General features: G+C 64.3%; 14 protein-coding genes. 1 reads left to right on the top strand and 13 read right to left on the bottom strand.

Annotated features, from left to right (window positions below):
• Positions 1 to 337 precede the first annotated feature (337 nt).
• The 7 genes from ilvC to miaA form a co-directional block, all read right to left on the bottom strand.
• Positions 338 to 1,357 (bottom strand): ketol-acid reductoisomerase, encoded by a 1,020-nt coding sequence (gene ilvC / locus J6497_RS05525; protein ID WP_225703206.1) that lies wholly within the window; start codon positions 1,355 to 1,357, stop codon positions 338 to 340.
• 152 nt (positions 1,358 to 1,509) lie between these two features.
• Positions 1,510 to 2,115: a LysE family translocator gene (locus J6497_RS05520; protein WP_225703205.1), complete on the bottom strand. Its 606-nt coding sequence runs from the start codon at positions 2,113 to 2,115 to the stop codon at positions 1,510 to 1,512.
• A 270-nt stretch (positions 2,116 to 2,385) separates the two neighbouring features.
• Positions 2,386 to 3,081, bottom strand: coding sequence for a class I SAM-dependent methyltransferase (locus J6497_RS05515; RefSeq protein WP_225703204.1), 696 nt, complete (start codon positions 3,079 to 3,081; stop codon positions 2,386 to 2,388).
• Positions 3,082 to 3,084: 3 nt separating this feature from the next.
• Positions 3,085 to 3,627: an acetolactate synthase small subunit gene (gene ilvN, locus J6497_RS05510; RefSeq protein ID WP_225703203.1), complete on the bottom strand. Its 543-nt coding sequence runs from the start codon at positions 3,625 to 3,627 to the stop codon at positions 3,085 to 3,087.
• Positions 3,628 to 3,652: 25 nt separating this feature from the next.
• Positions 3,653 to 4,636 carry a threonine dehydratase gene (locus J6497_RS05505; RefSeq protein ID WP_225703202.1) on the bottom strand — a complete coding sequence of 328 codons (984 nt, stop codon included), beginning with the start codon at positions 4,634 to 4,636 and terminating at the stop codon, positions 3,653 to 3,655.
• 9 nt (positions 4,637 to 4,645) lie between these two features.
• A complete protein-coding gene (locus J6497_RS05500; RefSeq protein ID WP_225703201.1) occupies positions 4,646 to 6,421 on the bottom strand; it encodes an acetolactate synthase 3 large subunit in 1,776 nt (591 codons plus the stop codon).
• A 323-nt stretch (positions 6,422 to 6,744) separates the two neighbouring features.
• Positions 6,745 to 7,674: a tRNA (adenosine(37)-N6)-dimethylallyltransferase MiaA gene (gene miaA / locus J6497_RS05495; protein WP_225703237.1), complete on the bottom strand. Its 930-nt coding sequence runs from the start codon at positions 7,672 to 7,674 to the stop codon at positions 6,745 to 6,747.
• On the opposite strand from miaA, the gene serB reads away from it, so the two are divergent.
• Entirely contained in the window at positions 7,673 to 8,566 is an 894-nt protein-coding gene (gene serB, locus J6497_RS05490; protein WP_225703200.1) for a phosphoserine phosphatase SerB, read from the top strand. The two genes, miaA and serB, sit on opposite strands and share 2 nt — an antisense overlap.
• Before the next feature lie 107 nt (positions 8,567 to 8,673).
• On the opposite strand, the gene J6497_RS05485 is transcribed toward serB, so the two are convergent.
• The 6 genes from J6497_RS05485 to J6497_RS05460 form a co-directional block, all read right to left on the bottom strand.
• Entirely contained in the window at positions 8,674 to 10,179 is a 1,506-nt protein-coding gene (locus J6497_RS05485) for a Do family serine endopeptidase (RefSeq protein ID WP_225703199.1), read from the bottom strand.
• A 365-nt stretch (positions 10,180 to 10,544) separates the two neighbouring features.
• Positions 10,545 to 10,745 (bottom strand): DUF2065 domain-containing protein, encoded by a 201-nt coding sequence (locus J6497_RS05480; RefSeq protein ID WP_225703198.1) that lies wholly within the window; start codon positions 10,743 to 10,745, stop codon positions 10,545 to 10,547.
• Positions 10,746 to 10,817: 72 nt separating this feature from the next.
• Entirely contained in the window at positions 10,818 to 11,738 is a 921-nt protein-coding gene (hflC, locus tag J6497_RS05475) for a protease modulator HflC (RefSeq protein WP_225703197.1), read from the bottom strand.
• The gene (gene hflK / locus J6497_RS05470) at positions 11,735 to 12,880 is read right to left on the bottom strand and encodes an FtsH protease activity modulator HflK (RefSeq protein ID WP_225703196.1); all 1,146 of its coding nucleotides are present in this window, start codon (positions 12,878 to 12,880) and stop codon (positions 11,735 to 11,737) included. Before hflK ends, hflC begins: the two co-directional genes overlap by 4 nt.
• Before the next feature lie 161 nt (positions 12,881 to 13,041).
• Positions 13,042 to 13,551, bottom strand: a complete 510-nt coding sequence (locus tag J6497_RS05465; RefSeq protein WP_225703195.1) for a dihydrofolate reductase — start codon at positions 13,549 to 13,551, stop codon at positions 13,042 to 13,044.
• Positions 13,551 to 14,036 carry a GNAT family N-acetyltransferase gene (locus J6497_RS05460; RefSeq protein ID WP_225703194.1) on the bottom strand — a complete coding sequence of 162 codons (486 nt, stop codon included), beginning with the start codon at positions 14,034 to 14,036 and terminating at the stop codon, positions 13,551 to 13,553. The genes J6497_RS05465 and J6497_RS05460 overlap by 1 nt, the downstream gene beginning before the upstream one ends.
• Position 14,037: the final 1 nt, after the last annotated feature.

Raw genomic sequence — 14,037 nt, 5'->3', positions numbered from 1 at the left:
GGATGGATGATGACCGTGCCACCCATGGGCCGAACAAACAGCCGTTTTGTAGATGGGTCTCATCCTCAGGGCTTCCTCGCCGCAAGCATGCGGAATGTGGGTCCGGACCACACCAGTCCGACCGGATATGAGGTGATGCAGTGAGCTGCAGAAATCTTCGGAAGCCAATCCTCGCCCGGAACACGGTCGGCGCGCTGCGCTACGCATGGCTCCGCGCGCCGCCCTCGCACCGTGCCAACCTCACTCAAGCCAATCGAAAGGCCTTGACTCACAAATCCCCATATGAAGGTGGGCAAAGGCGCTTGCGCCGTGCCCACCCTACGGCGTCCGCTTCTTCTTAGTTCTTCGTCTTGTCGACCAACGCGCCCTTCTTGATCCAGGGCATCATGTCGCGCAGCTTGGCGCCGACTTCCTCGATCGGGTGGGTGGCGAGCTTGGCGCGGGTGGCCTTGAACGAGGTCTGGTTGACCTTGTTCTCCAGCATCCAGTCGCGGGCGAATTTGCCGCCCTGGATGTCGGCGAGAACGCGCTTCATCTCGGCCTTGGTCTCCGCAGTCACGATGCGGGGACCGGTGACGTATTCGCCATATTCGGCGGTGTTGGAGATCGAGTAGTTCATGTTGGCGATGCCGCCTTCATAGATCAGGTCGACGATCAGCTTCACTTCGTGCAGGCACTCGAAATAGGCCATCTCCGGCGCATAGCCGGCTTCGACCAGCGTCTCGTAGCCGCCCTTGATCAGCTCGACCAGGCCGCCGCACAGCACCACCTGCTCGCCGAACAGGTCGGTCTCGCACTCTTCCTTGAAGGTGGTCTCGATGATGCCGGCGCGGCCGCCGCCGATCGCCGAGGCATAGCTCAAGCCGAGATCGTGCGCGTTGCCGGAAACATCCTTGGCGATCGCGATCAGGCAGGGCACGCCGCCGCCGCGCTGATATTCGGAGCGCACGGTGTGGCCAGGGCCCTTCGGGGCGATCATCAGGACGTCGAGATCGGGACGCGGGTCGAGCAGGTTGAAGTGCACGTTGAGGCCGTGCGCGAACACCAGCGCCGCGCCCTTCTTCATGTTGTCGTGCAGGTGCTCGCGATAGATGTCGCCCTGCAGTTCGTCCGGGGTGAGCATCATCACGAGGTCGGCCCATTTGGCGGCGTCAGCCACGCTCAGCACCTTGAAGCCGGCAGCTTCCGCCTTCTTGGCCGAGGCCGAGCCCGGACGCAGTGCGATCGACACTTCCTTGACGCCGGAATCCTTCAGGTTGAGCGCATGGGCGTGGCCCTGGCTGCCATAGCCGACGATGGCGACCTTCTTGCCCTTGATCAGGTTCAGGTCGGCATCGCGATCGTAGTAAACTCGCATCGTGGTTTCCTCTTGAGGGGGGGCCGAACATCGGCCGATGGATTTGGGCGTTTCAGGTGGATCAGACCGCCGGGCGCCCGGAAATTTCCGGCGTTGTCTAGAGCATTTTCCCTTTCAGGGGAAACCCCGTTCTCGCATGGCGCGGTGCGGCATCATGCGTCCATGAAGACCGGGTAGAGCGAGGCGAGCAACAGGATCGCCATCACGATATTGAAAGCACGCACGGCCAGGCGCGAGGTGAGGATCGGCCGCAGCGCGGTGCCGAACAACGCCCAGGCAATGCAGGACAAGGTGCCGAGGATCAGGCTCAGGCCGACCTGGATCGCGATATTCCAGGGGAAAGCCGCAATCGCGGCATAGGCCGTGATGGTGCCGATCACCATCACCCAGCCTTTGGCGTTGACCCATTGGAACATGGCCGCGCCCCAGAAGGTCATCGGTCGGCCGCCGCTCGCGCCCGATTCCAGCGAGGATGGCTCGGCAAGCGCGATCATCGCGGCGAGATAGATCAGGTAGGCGACGCCGATATATTTGAGGATGGTCTGCAGCACGGGATAGGCGATGAAGACAGTGCCGAGACCAAGGCCGACGGCACCGACCATGAACGCAAATCCGACCGTAATGCCGGCCATATGCGGCACCGTGCGACGGAAGCCGTAAGTCAGCCCCGAGGACAGCAGCATGATGTTGTTCGGCCCCGGCGTGAAGAACATCACGACAGCGAACATGACGAAAGCAACGAGAAGCGACTGCGACATGGCCCCACTCATGCAATCTTTGCCTGGGATTGTGGACGTCTTGAAAGCAGCATGACGGCGATGCAGACGTCGGCCGGTTTCATTGTTCGAACTCGTTCACCTCGCCCGCTTGCGGGAGAGATCGGCGCGTACGCGCCGGGTGAGGGCTCTCTCCCCACGAAAAGTCCCATCGCAGAGACACCCCCACCCCAGCCCTCCCCCGCAAGCGGCGCAAGCGGGAGAGGGGCGCAGCGTCACCCTGGACATAGCTCGATCCAGTCTCGACACGCCCTAGCTCTTCTGTTCCGGCTTCGGCTTGCGCAGGAGATAAGCGCCGTGCAGCGGCGCGTGGTAGTCGGCGGAGACCAGGGTGAAGCCGACCTCGGTCAACATCCGTTCCATGACCCAACCGAAGGTCGAATATTCGTCGCGCATGTGCGTCATCACGCCCTCGCGCTCGAAATCATGGTTCTTGATGGAAAAATCGGCCCAGCCCTCGACGTCCCGCTCGAGGCCGTCGGGCATGCTGACGTACACAATGTCGCGCAGATAGAACTCGCAGCCCGGCGTCAGCGCGTTGAAGATCCGCGACAGCGCCACCGCTTTCCAGAAATCCGGCAAATGATGCAGCGTGAATTCGCTGACGATCAGGTCATAGGAATCCGGCTGATAGGCAAAACTCAGAAGTCCCGCCGGCTGGGTGCGGATGCGCGCCCTGCGGTCACGCGCGTAGATGTTGGCGAGCGCCAGCATCGCCGGCGAGATGTCGATCGCATCGACATCGGCGCCCATCAGCGCCGCTTCGCAGGCGAGTACGCCGTTGCCGCAACCGATATCGGCGACACGCCAGCCCGGCTTGACGCCGAGCGTCTTGAGCGTCTGGCGGGCACGGAGATCGGCATCGTCGTGCCGGCCATAGATCGAGGCGACCGCGGTATCGATGCCTATGCGGCGTCTTTGTGTGTAGTACCAGTCGCGTGCCAACATGGTTCACATCCCTTCCGGCCCGCGCCCGATCGCGGCAACGCCCGTGCGCGACACCTCGACAAGGCCGAGCGGGCGCATCAGGTCGATGAATTGATTGATCTTGGCGGAATTGCCTGTGATCTCGAACACAAAACTCTCGATCGTTGCGTCGATCACCCGGGCGCGGAACGCATCCGCCAGCCGCAGCGCCTCGACGCGGTGGTTGCCGGTGCCGCGCACCTTCACCATCGCAAGCTCCCGTTCGATCGATCGGCCGCTCAGCGTCATGTCGACGACGCTGTAGACCGGGATCATGCGGTCGAGCTGGTGCTTGATCTGTTCGATCACCATCGGCGTGCCCGTGGTGACGATGGTGACGCGCGAGAGATGTTTCTGGCTCTCGGTCTCGGAGACGGTGAGGCTTTCGATGTTGTAGCCGCGGCCGGAGAACAGCCCGATTACGCGCGCGAGCACGCCCGGCTCGTTCTGCACCAGCACCGACAGCGTGTGCGTCTCGTTCGGGTCGTGGCGCTCTTCGAGGAAATAGGCTGATGCGGGCTGGTTCATGGTCGTCCCCTTAAGGAATGCTCTGTCATGCCAGCGGCCTTCCGGCGATGGCAGCGTCCGTCCCGACCCATTGGCGGAACAGATCAAAATCGATATTGCCGCCGCTCAGGATCAGGCCGACGCGCTTGCCTTGCAGCCTGTTCCTCTCCTGCAGCGCGGCTGCGAGCGCGGCGGCGCCGGCGCCTTCGGCGAGGTTGTGCGTGTCGGTCCAGTAGTGGCGGATGGCGGCGCCGACCTCGCCGTCGCTGACCTGCACGATGCGGGCGGCGCCCTTGCGGATCACGGCGAGCGCGTCGGCATCAGGAATGCGGGTCGCCATCCCGTCGGCGCGGGTGTTGGCCTTCTCGGTGGTAACGATGGTGCCGGCCGCGAACGACAGCGCATAGGACGGCGCCTCCGTCGACTGCACGCCGACGATCTCGGTCTTCAGGCCGAGCAGATCGCGCACGCGGATGCAACCGCAGATGCCGGAGCCCTGCCCGATCGGCACATAGAGAAGGTCAAGGTCGGGCGCGGCCTTGAACAATTCGAACGCGTAAGTCGCAACGCCCAGCACCAGGTCGGGATGGAACGACGGCACCATGTGCAGGCCCGCGCGCTCCGCACGCCGGACCGCCTCCTCGCGCGCGGCCTGGAAGTCCTGGCCATGCTCGACCAGCGCGGCGCCGAAGGCGCGCATGGCGCGGTTCTTCTCGACCGAATTGCCATGCGGCACGTAGATCGTCGCAGGCACATCATGACGACGCGCGGCGAAGGCGAGACTCTGGCCGTGATTGCCGCGCGTCGCCGAGATGATGCCGGGCGTATCAGGCTGCTCGCACTTCAACCGATCGAGATAGATAAGCCCGCCGCGCACCTTGAAGGCGCCGGTCGGCGTGTGGTTCTCATGCTTGACCAGGACATCGGCGCCGAGCCGCTCGGCGAGCAACGGCCAGGCATGCAGCGGCGTCGGCGGCACCACGGTGCCGACAATCGCCTGCGCGCGCTCGAGCTGTCCAAGATCGAACATCAGTCCATCTCACACCAGCGCCTTGCCGCCGGCGAAGGCGCTCGCGGTTGCGGCGTCGGTTGCCTCCTCCGGCAATAGCATCTCGTTGTGCGCCTTGCCGGAGGGGATCATCGGGAAGCAGTTTTCCAGCGCCGCGACACGGCAGTCGAACAGCACCGGGCGCTTGATCGCGATCATCTCCTTGATGGCGCCGTCGAGATCGGCCGGCTTCAGCACCTGCAGGCCGACGCAGCCATAGGCCTCGGCGAGCTTGACGAAGTCAGGCAGCGCCTCGGTATAGGAATGCGACAGGCGGTTGCCGTGCAAAAGCTGCTGCCACTGCCGCACCATGCCCATGTACTGGTTGTTCAGGATGAAGATCTTGATCGGCAGTTCATATTGAACCGCCGTCGACATCTCCTGGATCGTCATCTGCACCGAGGCATCGCCCGCGATGTCGATGACGAGGCTGTCGGGATGGGCCACCTGCACGCCGACCGCGGCCGGCAGGCCATAGCCCATGGTGCCGAGGCCGCCGGAGGTCATCCAGCGGTGCGGCTCCTCGAAGCCGTAGAACTGCGCCGCCCACATCTGGTGCTGGCCGACTTCGGTCGTGATGTAGGTGTCCTTGCCGCGCGTTGCCTCGAACAGGCGCTGGATCGCGTATTGCGGCAGGATGATGTCGTTGTTCTTGCGGTAGGACAGCGAGTTGCGCGCGCGCCATTGCGCGATCTGCTGCCACCACGCCTTGATGTCCGGCCGCTTCGCCTCGGCCTTGAACACCTGCAGCAGATCGCCGAGCACGTTGCCGCAATCGCCGATGATCGGTACGTCGACGCGGATGTTCTTGTTGATCGAGGATGGATCGATGTCGATGTGGATCTTCTTCGAGCCCGGCGAGAACGCATCGGTGCGGCCGGTGATGCGATCGTCGAAGCGCGCGCCGACGCACAGCATGACGTCGCAATCATGCATGGTCATGTTGGCCTCGTAGGTGCCGTGCATGCCGAGCATGCCCAGCCAGTTCTTGCCCGAGGCCGGATAGGCGCCAAGGCCCATCAAGGTCGAGGTGATCGGGAAGCCGGTGACCTCGACGAATTCGCGCAAGAGTTTTGACGCCTCACGACCGGAATTGATGACGCCGCCGCCGGTATAGATCACCGGCCGCTTGGCCGACGCGAGCAGCGCCACGGCTTTGCGGATCTGGGCCGCATCGCCCTTGACGCGCGGAGAGTAGGAAACGTGCACGTCGGACTTGCGCGGCGGATGATAGGTGCCGACGGCGAACTGCACATCCTTGGGCACATCGACCACGACCGGGCCGGGGCGGCCGGAGGTCGCGACGTAAAACGCCTCGTGCAGGACTTTCGCGAGGTCGTTGACATTGCGCACCAGCCAATTGTGCTTGGTGCAGGGGCGGGTGATGCCGACCGTGTCGCATTCCTGGAACGCGTCGTTGCCGATCAGGTGCGTCGGCACCTGGCCGGTGATGCAGACCAGCGGGATCGAATCCATCAGCGCGTCAGTGAGGGCCGTCACCATGTTGGTGGCGCCGGGGCCGGACGTCACCAGCACCACGCCCGGCTTGCCGGTCGAGCGCGCATAGCCCTCGGCCGCGTGGCCGGCACCCTGCTCGTGCCGCACCAGGATGTGCTCCACCTCGCTCTGCTGGAAAATCTCATCATAGATCGGCAGTACCGCGCCGCCGGGATAGCCGAAGAGGTGCTGCACGCCGTGATCGATCAGCGCGCGGACGATCATCGCGGCTCCCGTCATCTGGTTCGGATCGTGGCTCTTGTCTTTCATGGCTAGCTCCGGATGCGCTGTTTCTTGCGCGGCGTTAAGTCTTTGATTTGGGAAATAAAAAAGGGCCCGAGAGGCCCCCATGCACACCGCCTGTCTGTCAGATGGCCGCTAGCCATCCCCGGCGGTGTGCCTGGGTACGACGACGATAAGCTTGGTAATAATGTTACGCATATAGCGGCTCAGGCTTCCCAAAGGTTGCGCGCGACCATAGCGACCAAAGCCCGAATGTCAAGGCAGGGACGCGTTCAGCGCGACTTTTCGTAGTCTAACGGGGTTCCTGAAGTTCGGCGAGTGTTTTTGCGTGCATGGCAGAAGCGCCGTAGCTACAAGATGCGCGCCTCGAGCCATCCCCTCGCCGTCTCGGGCGCCACCCATTCGAATTCCGGCAATTGGTGGCGGAACCAGGTGAACTGGCGCTTGGCGTAGTGGCGAGTGTCGGCGCGGCCAATCTCGGATGCCTCCTCGCGGGTGATCTCGCCCTTCAGGTGCCGGATCAATGCCGGCACGCCGTGAGCCTTCATGGCCGGCAGCAGGGGATCGAGATGGCGCGCCGCAAGCGTTGCGACCTCCTCCAGCGCGCCTGCGTTCAGCATTGCCTCGAACCGGACATCGATCCGCGCATAGAGCTGGTCGCGCTCGGGCGCGAGGAACAGCGCGGCGAACTCGCCTGATGGCAACAGCGGCGGCAGACCGTCGCGATGCCATTCAGTGAGCGAGCGGCCGGTCGCCTCGACGACTTCGAGCGCACGCGCGATCCGGGTGCGGTCGCGCGGCTTCAGGCGCTCGGCGTAGGCGGGGTCGCGGCGGGAAAGTTCCGCATGCAGCGCCTCGACGCCGCCGCGCTCGAGCCGCGCGCGCACGCTCTCGCGCACTTCGGCAGGGATCGGCGGCACCGCCGACAGCCCGCGGGTGAGCGCCTTGAAGTACAGGCCCGAGCCGCCGATGAAGATCGGCAGCCGGTTCTCGGCGCGCACCTCGGAAAGCACCTTCGCAGCGTCCGCGACCCACGCGCCGGCGGAAAAATTCACGGCTGCATCGACATGGCCGTAGAGCCGGTGCGGCACCAGCGCCTCCTCCTCCACCGTCGGACGCGCCGTGATGATGCGGAGGTCGCGATAGACCTGCATCGAGTCGGTATTGATCACGACGCCGCGAGCTTTTTGCGCAAGATCGAGCGCCAGCGGCGACTTGCCGCTGGCGGTTGGCCCTGCGATAAGCACCGCTCTTGTCCCAGCTTTCGAAGCCGCCGCCATGTCGCTCGTCGCCACCCTCATCTGCAATCCCGCCAACCCAGCGCTCGACTCCACCATCGTCGACGGCGCGCTGTCTGTCCTGCCCTCGCCCGGCGCGGCAGCGTGGCTGTTCGACGAGGTCGCCGTCGACATCCCCTTCGACGGCAGCGAGGATATCAAGGCGATCGAAACCCGCCTGCAACAGGCGCGCGGCGACCTGCCGATCGATATTGTGGTGCAGCCTCGCGCCTTCAGGCGCAAGAAGCTTTTTCTCGCCGACATGGATTCCACCATGATTGGCCAGGAATGCGTCGACGAGCTCGCCGATTTCGCCGGGCTGAAGGAGCACGTCTCAAAGATCACTGAGCGCGCAATGCGCGGCGAGATCGCCTTCGAGCCGGCGCTGCGTGAGCGCGTTGCGCTGCTCAAGGACCTGCCCGTCAGCGTGGTCGACGAGGTCCTCGAAAAGCGGATCACGCCGACGCCGGGCAGCCGCGAACTGGTGATGACCATGCGCGCCCATGGCGCCTGGACCTGCCTGATCTCGGGCGGCTTCACGCTGTTCACCAACGTCGTCGCCGCCAAGATCGGCTTCCAGGAGAACCGCGCCAACGAGCTCATTGCGAGCGACGGCAAGCTCGTGGGCGAGGTCAAGGAGCCGATCCTCGGCCGTGCGGCCAAGCTAGCCACGCTGCTCGAGCTGCGCGAGGCCTTCGACCTCGATGCCATCGACACGCTGGTGGTCGGCGACGGCGCCAACGACCTCGGCATGATCGAGGCGGCCGGCCTCGGCGTCGCCTATCGCGCCAAGCCCGCGGTCGCAGCCGCCGCGGCGGCGCGGATCGACTACGGCGACCTCTCTGCACTGCTCTACGCGCAGGGCTATCGGCGGGATGAGTTTGTTGAGGGGTAGGCTCTCTCATCAATAGTCATGCCCGGGCTTGACCCGGGCATCCATCAACCTTGAGAGAATCTTCCTTGAACGATGGATTGCCGGGTCAAGCCCGGCAATGACGAGCGCTACTGCACGCTCAGCGCCACGAAGCGCAGTTCGCCGTCGCCGTTGGAGACGAGCAGGAGAACTGACTTCTTGCCGTCCTTCTTGAGCTGATCGACGCGCTTCTTGATGTCTGCGGCGCTGGAAACCGCTTCCTGCGCGACCTCGACGATGACGTCGCCGGCGGAGAGGCGCTTCTCGGCGGCATCGGAGGCGCCATCGACGCCGGTGACGATCACGCCTTTCACGCTGTCCTTGATCTTGTACTTGGTGCGGAGATCCTTGTTCAGCGCCGCAAGATCGAGCCCGAGCGCCTTTTGCGTCACCGGCTTCTCTGCCGGCTCGTCCTTGGTCTTGGCGTTGGCCTGGTGCACCTTTTCGGTATCCTCGAGCCGGCCGAGCGTGACCCGCTTGGTCTGCTCATTGCCTTTGCGAATGACGACGACATCGACGCCCTTGCCGACGGCGGTGTCGGCGACGACGCGCGAGAGATCCTTGGGATCCTTGACGTCCTTGCCGTCGAACTTGACCACGACGTCGCCGGGCTCGATGCCCGCGGGTTTCGCCGGTCCCTTGTCATCGACGCCCGCAACCAGCGCGCCCCGCGCCGGCTTGATGTTGAGGCTGTCGGCGATCTCGTCAGTGACCTGCTGGATCCGCACGCCGAGCCAGCCGCGGCGCAGCTCGCCATATTTCTGCAGTTGATCCACGACACCAGCGACCGTCTTCGACGGCACGGCGAAGCCGAGGCCGATCGAGCCGCCGGTCGGCGAGATGATCAGCGTATTGACACCGACCACTTCGCCATCGAGGTTGAACAGCGGGCCGCCCGAATTGCCGCGGTTGATGGCGGCATCGGTCTGGATGTAGCTGTCGTAGGGCCCCTGGCTGATGTCGCGGTTGCGCGCCGAGACGATGCCGGCCGTCACCGAGCCGCCGAGGCTGAAGGGGTTGCCGATCGCGATCACCCATTCGCCAAGCCTGAGCTGGTCGGAGTCGCCGAACTTCACCGCGGTCAGCGGCTTCGGCGGCTTGAACTTCAGGACGGCGAGATCGGTCTTCTTATCGACGCCCACCAACTCTGCTTTGACTTTGGTGCCGTCATTCAGGATGACGTTGATCTCATCGGCATCGGCAATCACGTGGTTGTTGGTCACGACGATGCCGGAGGTATCGACGATAAAGCCCGAGCCGAGCGAGTTGGTCTTGCGCGGCTGAAACTCGCCGTTCTTGTCCCCGCCCTTGCCGCCGCCGGGTCCACGGCGGTTCTTGAAGAAGTCGTCGAAGAACTCCTCGAAGGGTGAGCCCGGCGGGAGTTGCGGCATCGCGCCGCCGCCCTTGGCCTCCACCGTCTGCGACGTCGAGATGTTCACGACCGCATCGATCACTTTTTCGGCAACGTCGGCGATGCCTTCGGGCCCTCGCGCGAGGGCCGCGGGCATTGAGGCAAGCACACCGGCGGCGCCGATGGCGATCGCAGCTCCCATCAGGCGCAGGCGACGGCTCAAGGCGGGTCTGGCACCGGTCATGTCTGCTTCTCTCCAGGCAACACAATATTGCGGCCACAGTGCCCCCGAACGGGGTGGCCGCGCAAGCATTTGAGACAACCATTTCGGCGAAAAACCGACGCCTTGCGGCTCACGATTGCGTTGGGCCGATAGGTTCCGGACCGCCAATTCTCTGCGTCGTCGCCTCTCGCTTCACCTCTTCCGTAGGGAGAGGTCGGCGCACCCGGATCGGCGCTTCGCGCCGTCCGAGTACAGGCTCCGCGCCGGGTGAGGGGATCTGCTCTAACGAGGGACCGTAACCCCTCACCCGCGCCTTCGGCGCGACCTCTCCCGATGGGAGAGGTGAACTTGCGGCCAGACCGATTCAACCAAGTCGCATAACTAGTTTACCGCCTCACCAGCCAGATCAGGATCAAGCCGCCGACCGCCGATCCAATCCCGACTACGCGCAGGACGTTATCCGGGGTTGCCAGTGCGCTTTTCATCGCGCGCCGCATCCAGGTCGGGCTTGCCGCGAACATCAGGCCCTCCAGCACGAACAGAATTCCCACACCGATGAGGAAGTCGGCGAACGCTATAGACCTCATCGGATGGCGACCTCCCGCGAGCGTTTCTTCTTGGCCAAGGGGCGAAGCGGATGCTTCGCCCTCGTGATGCGGTTACTGCTGCTTCGGCGCCGCGGCCGCAGCCGACGGACTGGCGGCCGATGGATGGCCGGACGCACTACCGAAATATTTGAAGAAATCGGAGTCCGGGCGCAACAGGAAACGCGTGTCGTTGGCGCGCAGGCCGTTCTCATAGGCCGTCATGGAACGGTAGAACGAGAAGAAATCCGCGTCCTTGCCGTAGGCTTCGGCAAACAGCCGGTTGCGCTCGGCGTCGCCCTCGCCGCGCACCTGCTCAGCGGTTGAATTGGCCTCGGCGACGATAACGGTCCCCTCGCGGTCCGCCCTGGAGCGGATTTCCTGCGCCTTCTGGCCGCCCTGGGCGCGGAATTCCGCAGCCTCGCGCTGACGTTCGGTCTGCATCCGCTGGTAGACCGCCTGGCTGTTCTGCTCCGGCAGGTCGGCGCGGCGGATGCGGACGTCGACCACCTGGATGCCGTAGCCATCGGCCTCGTGGTCGAGCTGCTCGCGGATCCGCGCCATCAGCCTTTCGCGCTCGTCCCGCACCACTGTGATGAAGTTGACCTCGCCGAGCACGCGGCGCAGCGCCGCGTTCAGGAGCGTCGTCAACTGCACGTTAGCCGCCTGGATCGTGCCGATGCTCTGATAGAAGCGCAGCGCGTTCTTGATGCGGTAGCGGGCGAACGCATCGACCACCAACCGCTTCTGGTCGGAGGCGATCACCTCCTGCGACGGGTTCTCCAGGTCGAGGATACGCTTGTCGAGCGAGATCACGGAATCGATGAACGGCGCCTTGAAATTGAGGCCGGGCTCGGTGACGATGCGAACAGGCTCGCCGAGCCGGACCACCAGAACCTGCTCGGTCTGCCGGACGGTGAAGACCGAGCTGTAGCCGATGATGACCACCACCAGCAGGATGATCAGCGCGGCGATGCCGGTGACGGGCGACCTCATCGCGTGCCTCCGCCCTGCTGCTGACCGGTGGTGGCGGACGGACGCCGCGGCGTCAGTTCGCTCAGCGGCAGGTATGGCACGATGCTCTGGCTGGACCCGTTGCCGCCGCCATCATAGACGAGCTTTTCCGAGCCACCGAAGATGCGTTCCATCGTCTCCAGATAAATGCGTTGCCGCGTCACGTCGGGCGCCTTCTTGTATTCGTCATAGACTTTCAGGAAACGCGCGCTCTGGCCCTTCGCCTCCGCCACCGCCTGCTCCTTGTAACCTTCGGCCGCCTGGATAATCTGGGCGGCACGGCCGCGCGCCTCCGGTACGACGCGATTGCCGTAGGTCTGCGCCTCGTTCTGCAACCGCTCGCTGTCGGCACGCGCCGCCTGAACGTCGCGGAACGCGTCGATCACCTGCTGCGGCGGATCGACCTTTTGCAGCTGCACCTGAGCGATCAGAACGCCGGCGCCGTAGGTGTCGAGCGTCTTCTGCATCAGTTCCTGCACGCTCTGCTCGGTCGTGGTGCGTGCGCCGGTGAGGATCGGCTGGATCTGCGACCGGCCGATCACCTCGCGCATCGCGCTTTCCGCCACCGCCTTCACGGTGCCTTCAGGGTTCTGGATATTGAACAGGAAGTCGCCGACACCATCGGGCTTGATCCGCCACAGTACAGTGAAATCGACGTCGACGATGTTCTCGTCGCCAGTCAGCATCAAACTCTCTTCCGGTACATCACGCATGGTGCGGCCGCGCCGGGCCGGATCGTCGATCAGGGTCATGCCGATCGAAATGGTGGAGACGCGCAACGCCTTCGGCAGCAGCACGGTCTCGATCGGATAAGGCAAATGATAATTCAAGCCCGGCTGCACGGTGCGCACATGCTTGCCGAAGCGCAGGACGACGCCAAGTTCTTCCGACTGGACCCGGAAGAATCCCGACAAGCCCCAGATCACGAGCGCGCCCACGACGATCAGCGCGATCCCCATGCCGCTGAAATGCCCCCCGGGCAGGAGCTGCTGCAGCTTGTCCTGGCCGCGGCGCAGAAGATCCTCAAGATCCGGCGGGCGCGGCCCGGTCGATTGCGGACCGGTGCCCCATGGGCCCTTCGGACCCGAGCCCCACGGCCCCCCGCCTTGATTCTTCCACGGCATTAACGCTTCTCCTCGGCAAGCCCGGGATGGATGATGGACGCCCGGCTCGTCAGTCCGCCCGGCTTTATAGGGGACCGAATGCCCCGTTACAACGCAAGCTTCCAGGCCGAACGAGCTATGCCTGCGGCCATAATTGTCAATGCAAACATTGACTAGCGAGGTTAACTGACACGCCGACGATATGTCACATAGGAAAAATCGACGCTGTCATCCGACCCGGCCGGATTTCGCACGCGCGCCACTTCCTGCCATTTCGCCGCGTCAATTGTGGCGAAATACGTATCACCTTCCGGCCGCGCATGCACTTCGGTAATTTCGAGCCGATCGGCGCTGTCGATCCATTGCGCGTAGATCTCCGCGCCGCCGATGACGGCGATCTCGGTGACGAAACGCCGCAGCGCATCACCGAGCGCAATCGCGCGGGCGTTCTCGAACGACTCGGTGACGATCGCGCCGCGGGCACGATAATTCGCGTCGCGCGTCACGACGATGTTGGTCCGGCCGGGCAGCGGCCTGCGCAGAGACTCGAAGGTCTTGCGTCCCATCACCACCGGCCTGTTCATGGTGATGGCCTTGAAGCGCTGCTGGTCGCTCTTCAAGCGCCACGGGATCGCATTGTCGCGCCCGATCACGCCATTCTCCGCGACCGCGGCGATGAGCACGATTTCCATCAGCGCGCCCCATCCGCCAGCGCCTGCAGCGCCGGGCCGGTGACGCGGCAGAGCGTCCAGTCATCCATCATGACGGCGCCGAGCGATTTGTAGAACTCGATCGAGGGCGTATTCCAGTCGAGCACCGCCCATTGCAATCGCTCCCAGCCGTTGGCGACGCATTCGTTTGCAAGATGGACGAGCAGCGCCTTGCCGATGCCCTTGCCGCGCAGCGCCGGGCGGACGAACAGATCCTCCAGATAGATGCCGTGCTTGCCGGCGAAGCTGGAAAAATTGACGAACCAGAGTGCAAAGCCCGCCGGCTCCCCGCCCCACTCGGCGATATCGCAAGTGAGCCGCGGATTGTCGCCGAACAGCGCCTCGGCGATGTCGGCTTCGGTGGCCTTCACCTCGTGGAGCAGCTTTTCGTATTCGGCAAGCTCGCGAACCAGCGAATGGACGAGCCCCGCTTCATCGGCACGCGCGCGGCGGATGGTCAACGACATC

The sequence above is a fragment of the Bradyrhizobium cenepequi genome, assembly GCF_020329485.1.
GTDB lineage: Bacteria > Pseudomonadota > Alphaproteobacteria > Rhizobiales > Xanthobacteraceae > Bradyrhizobium > Bradyrhizobium cenepequi.
Note: the sequence above shows the minus strand (reverse complement) of the source record. Positions and strands in the feature narration are given on the sequence as shown.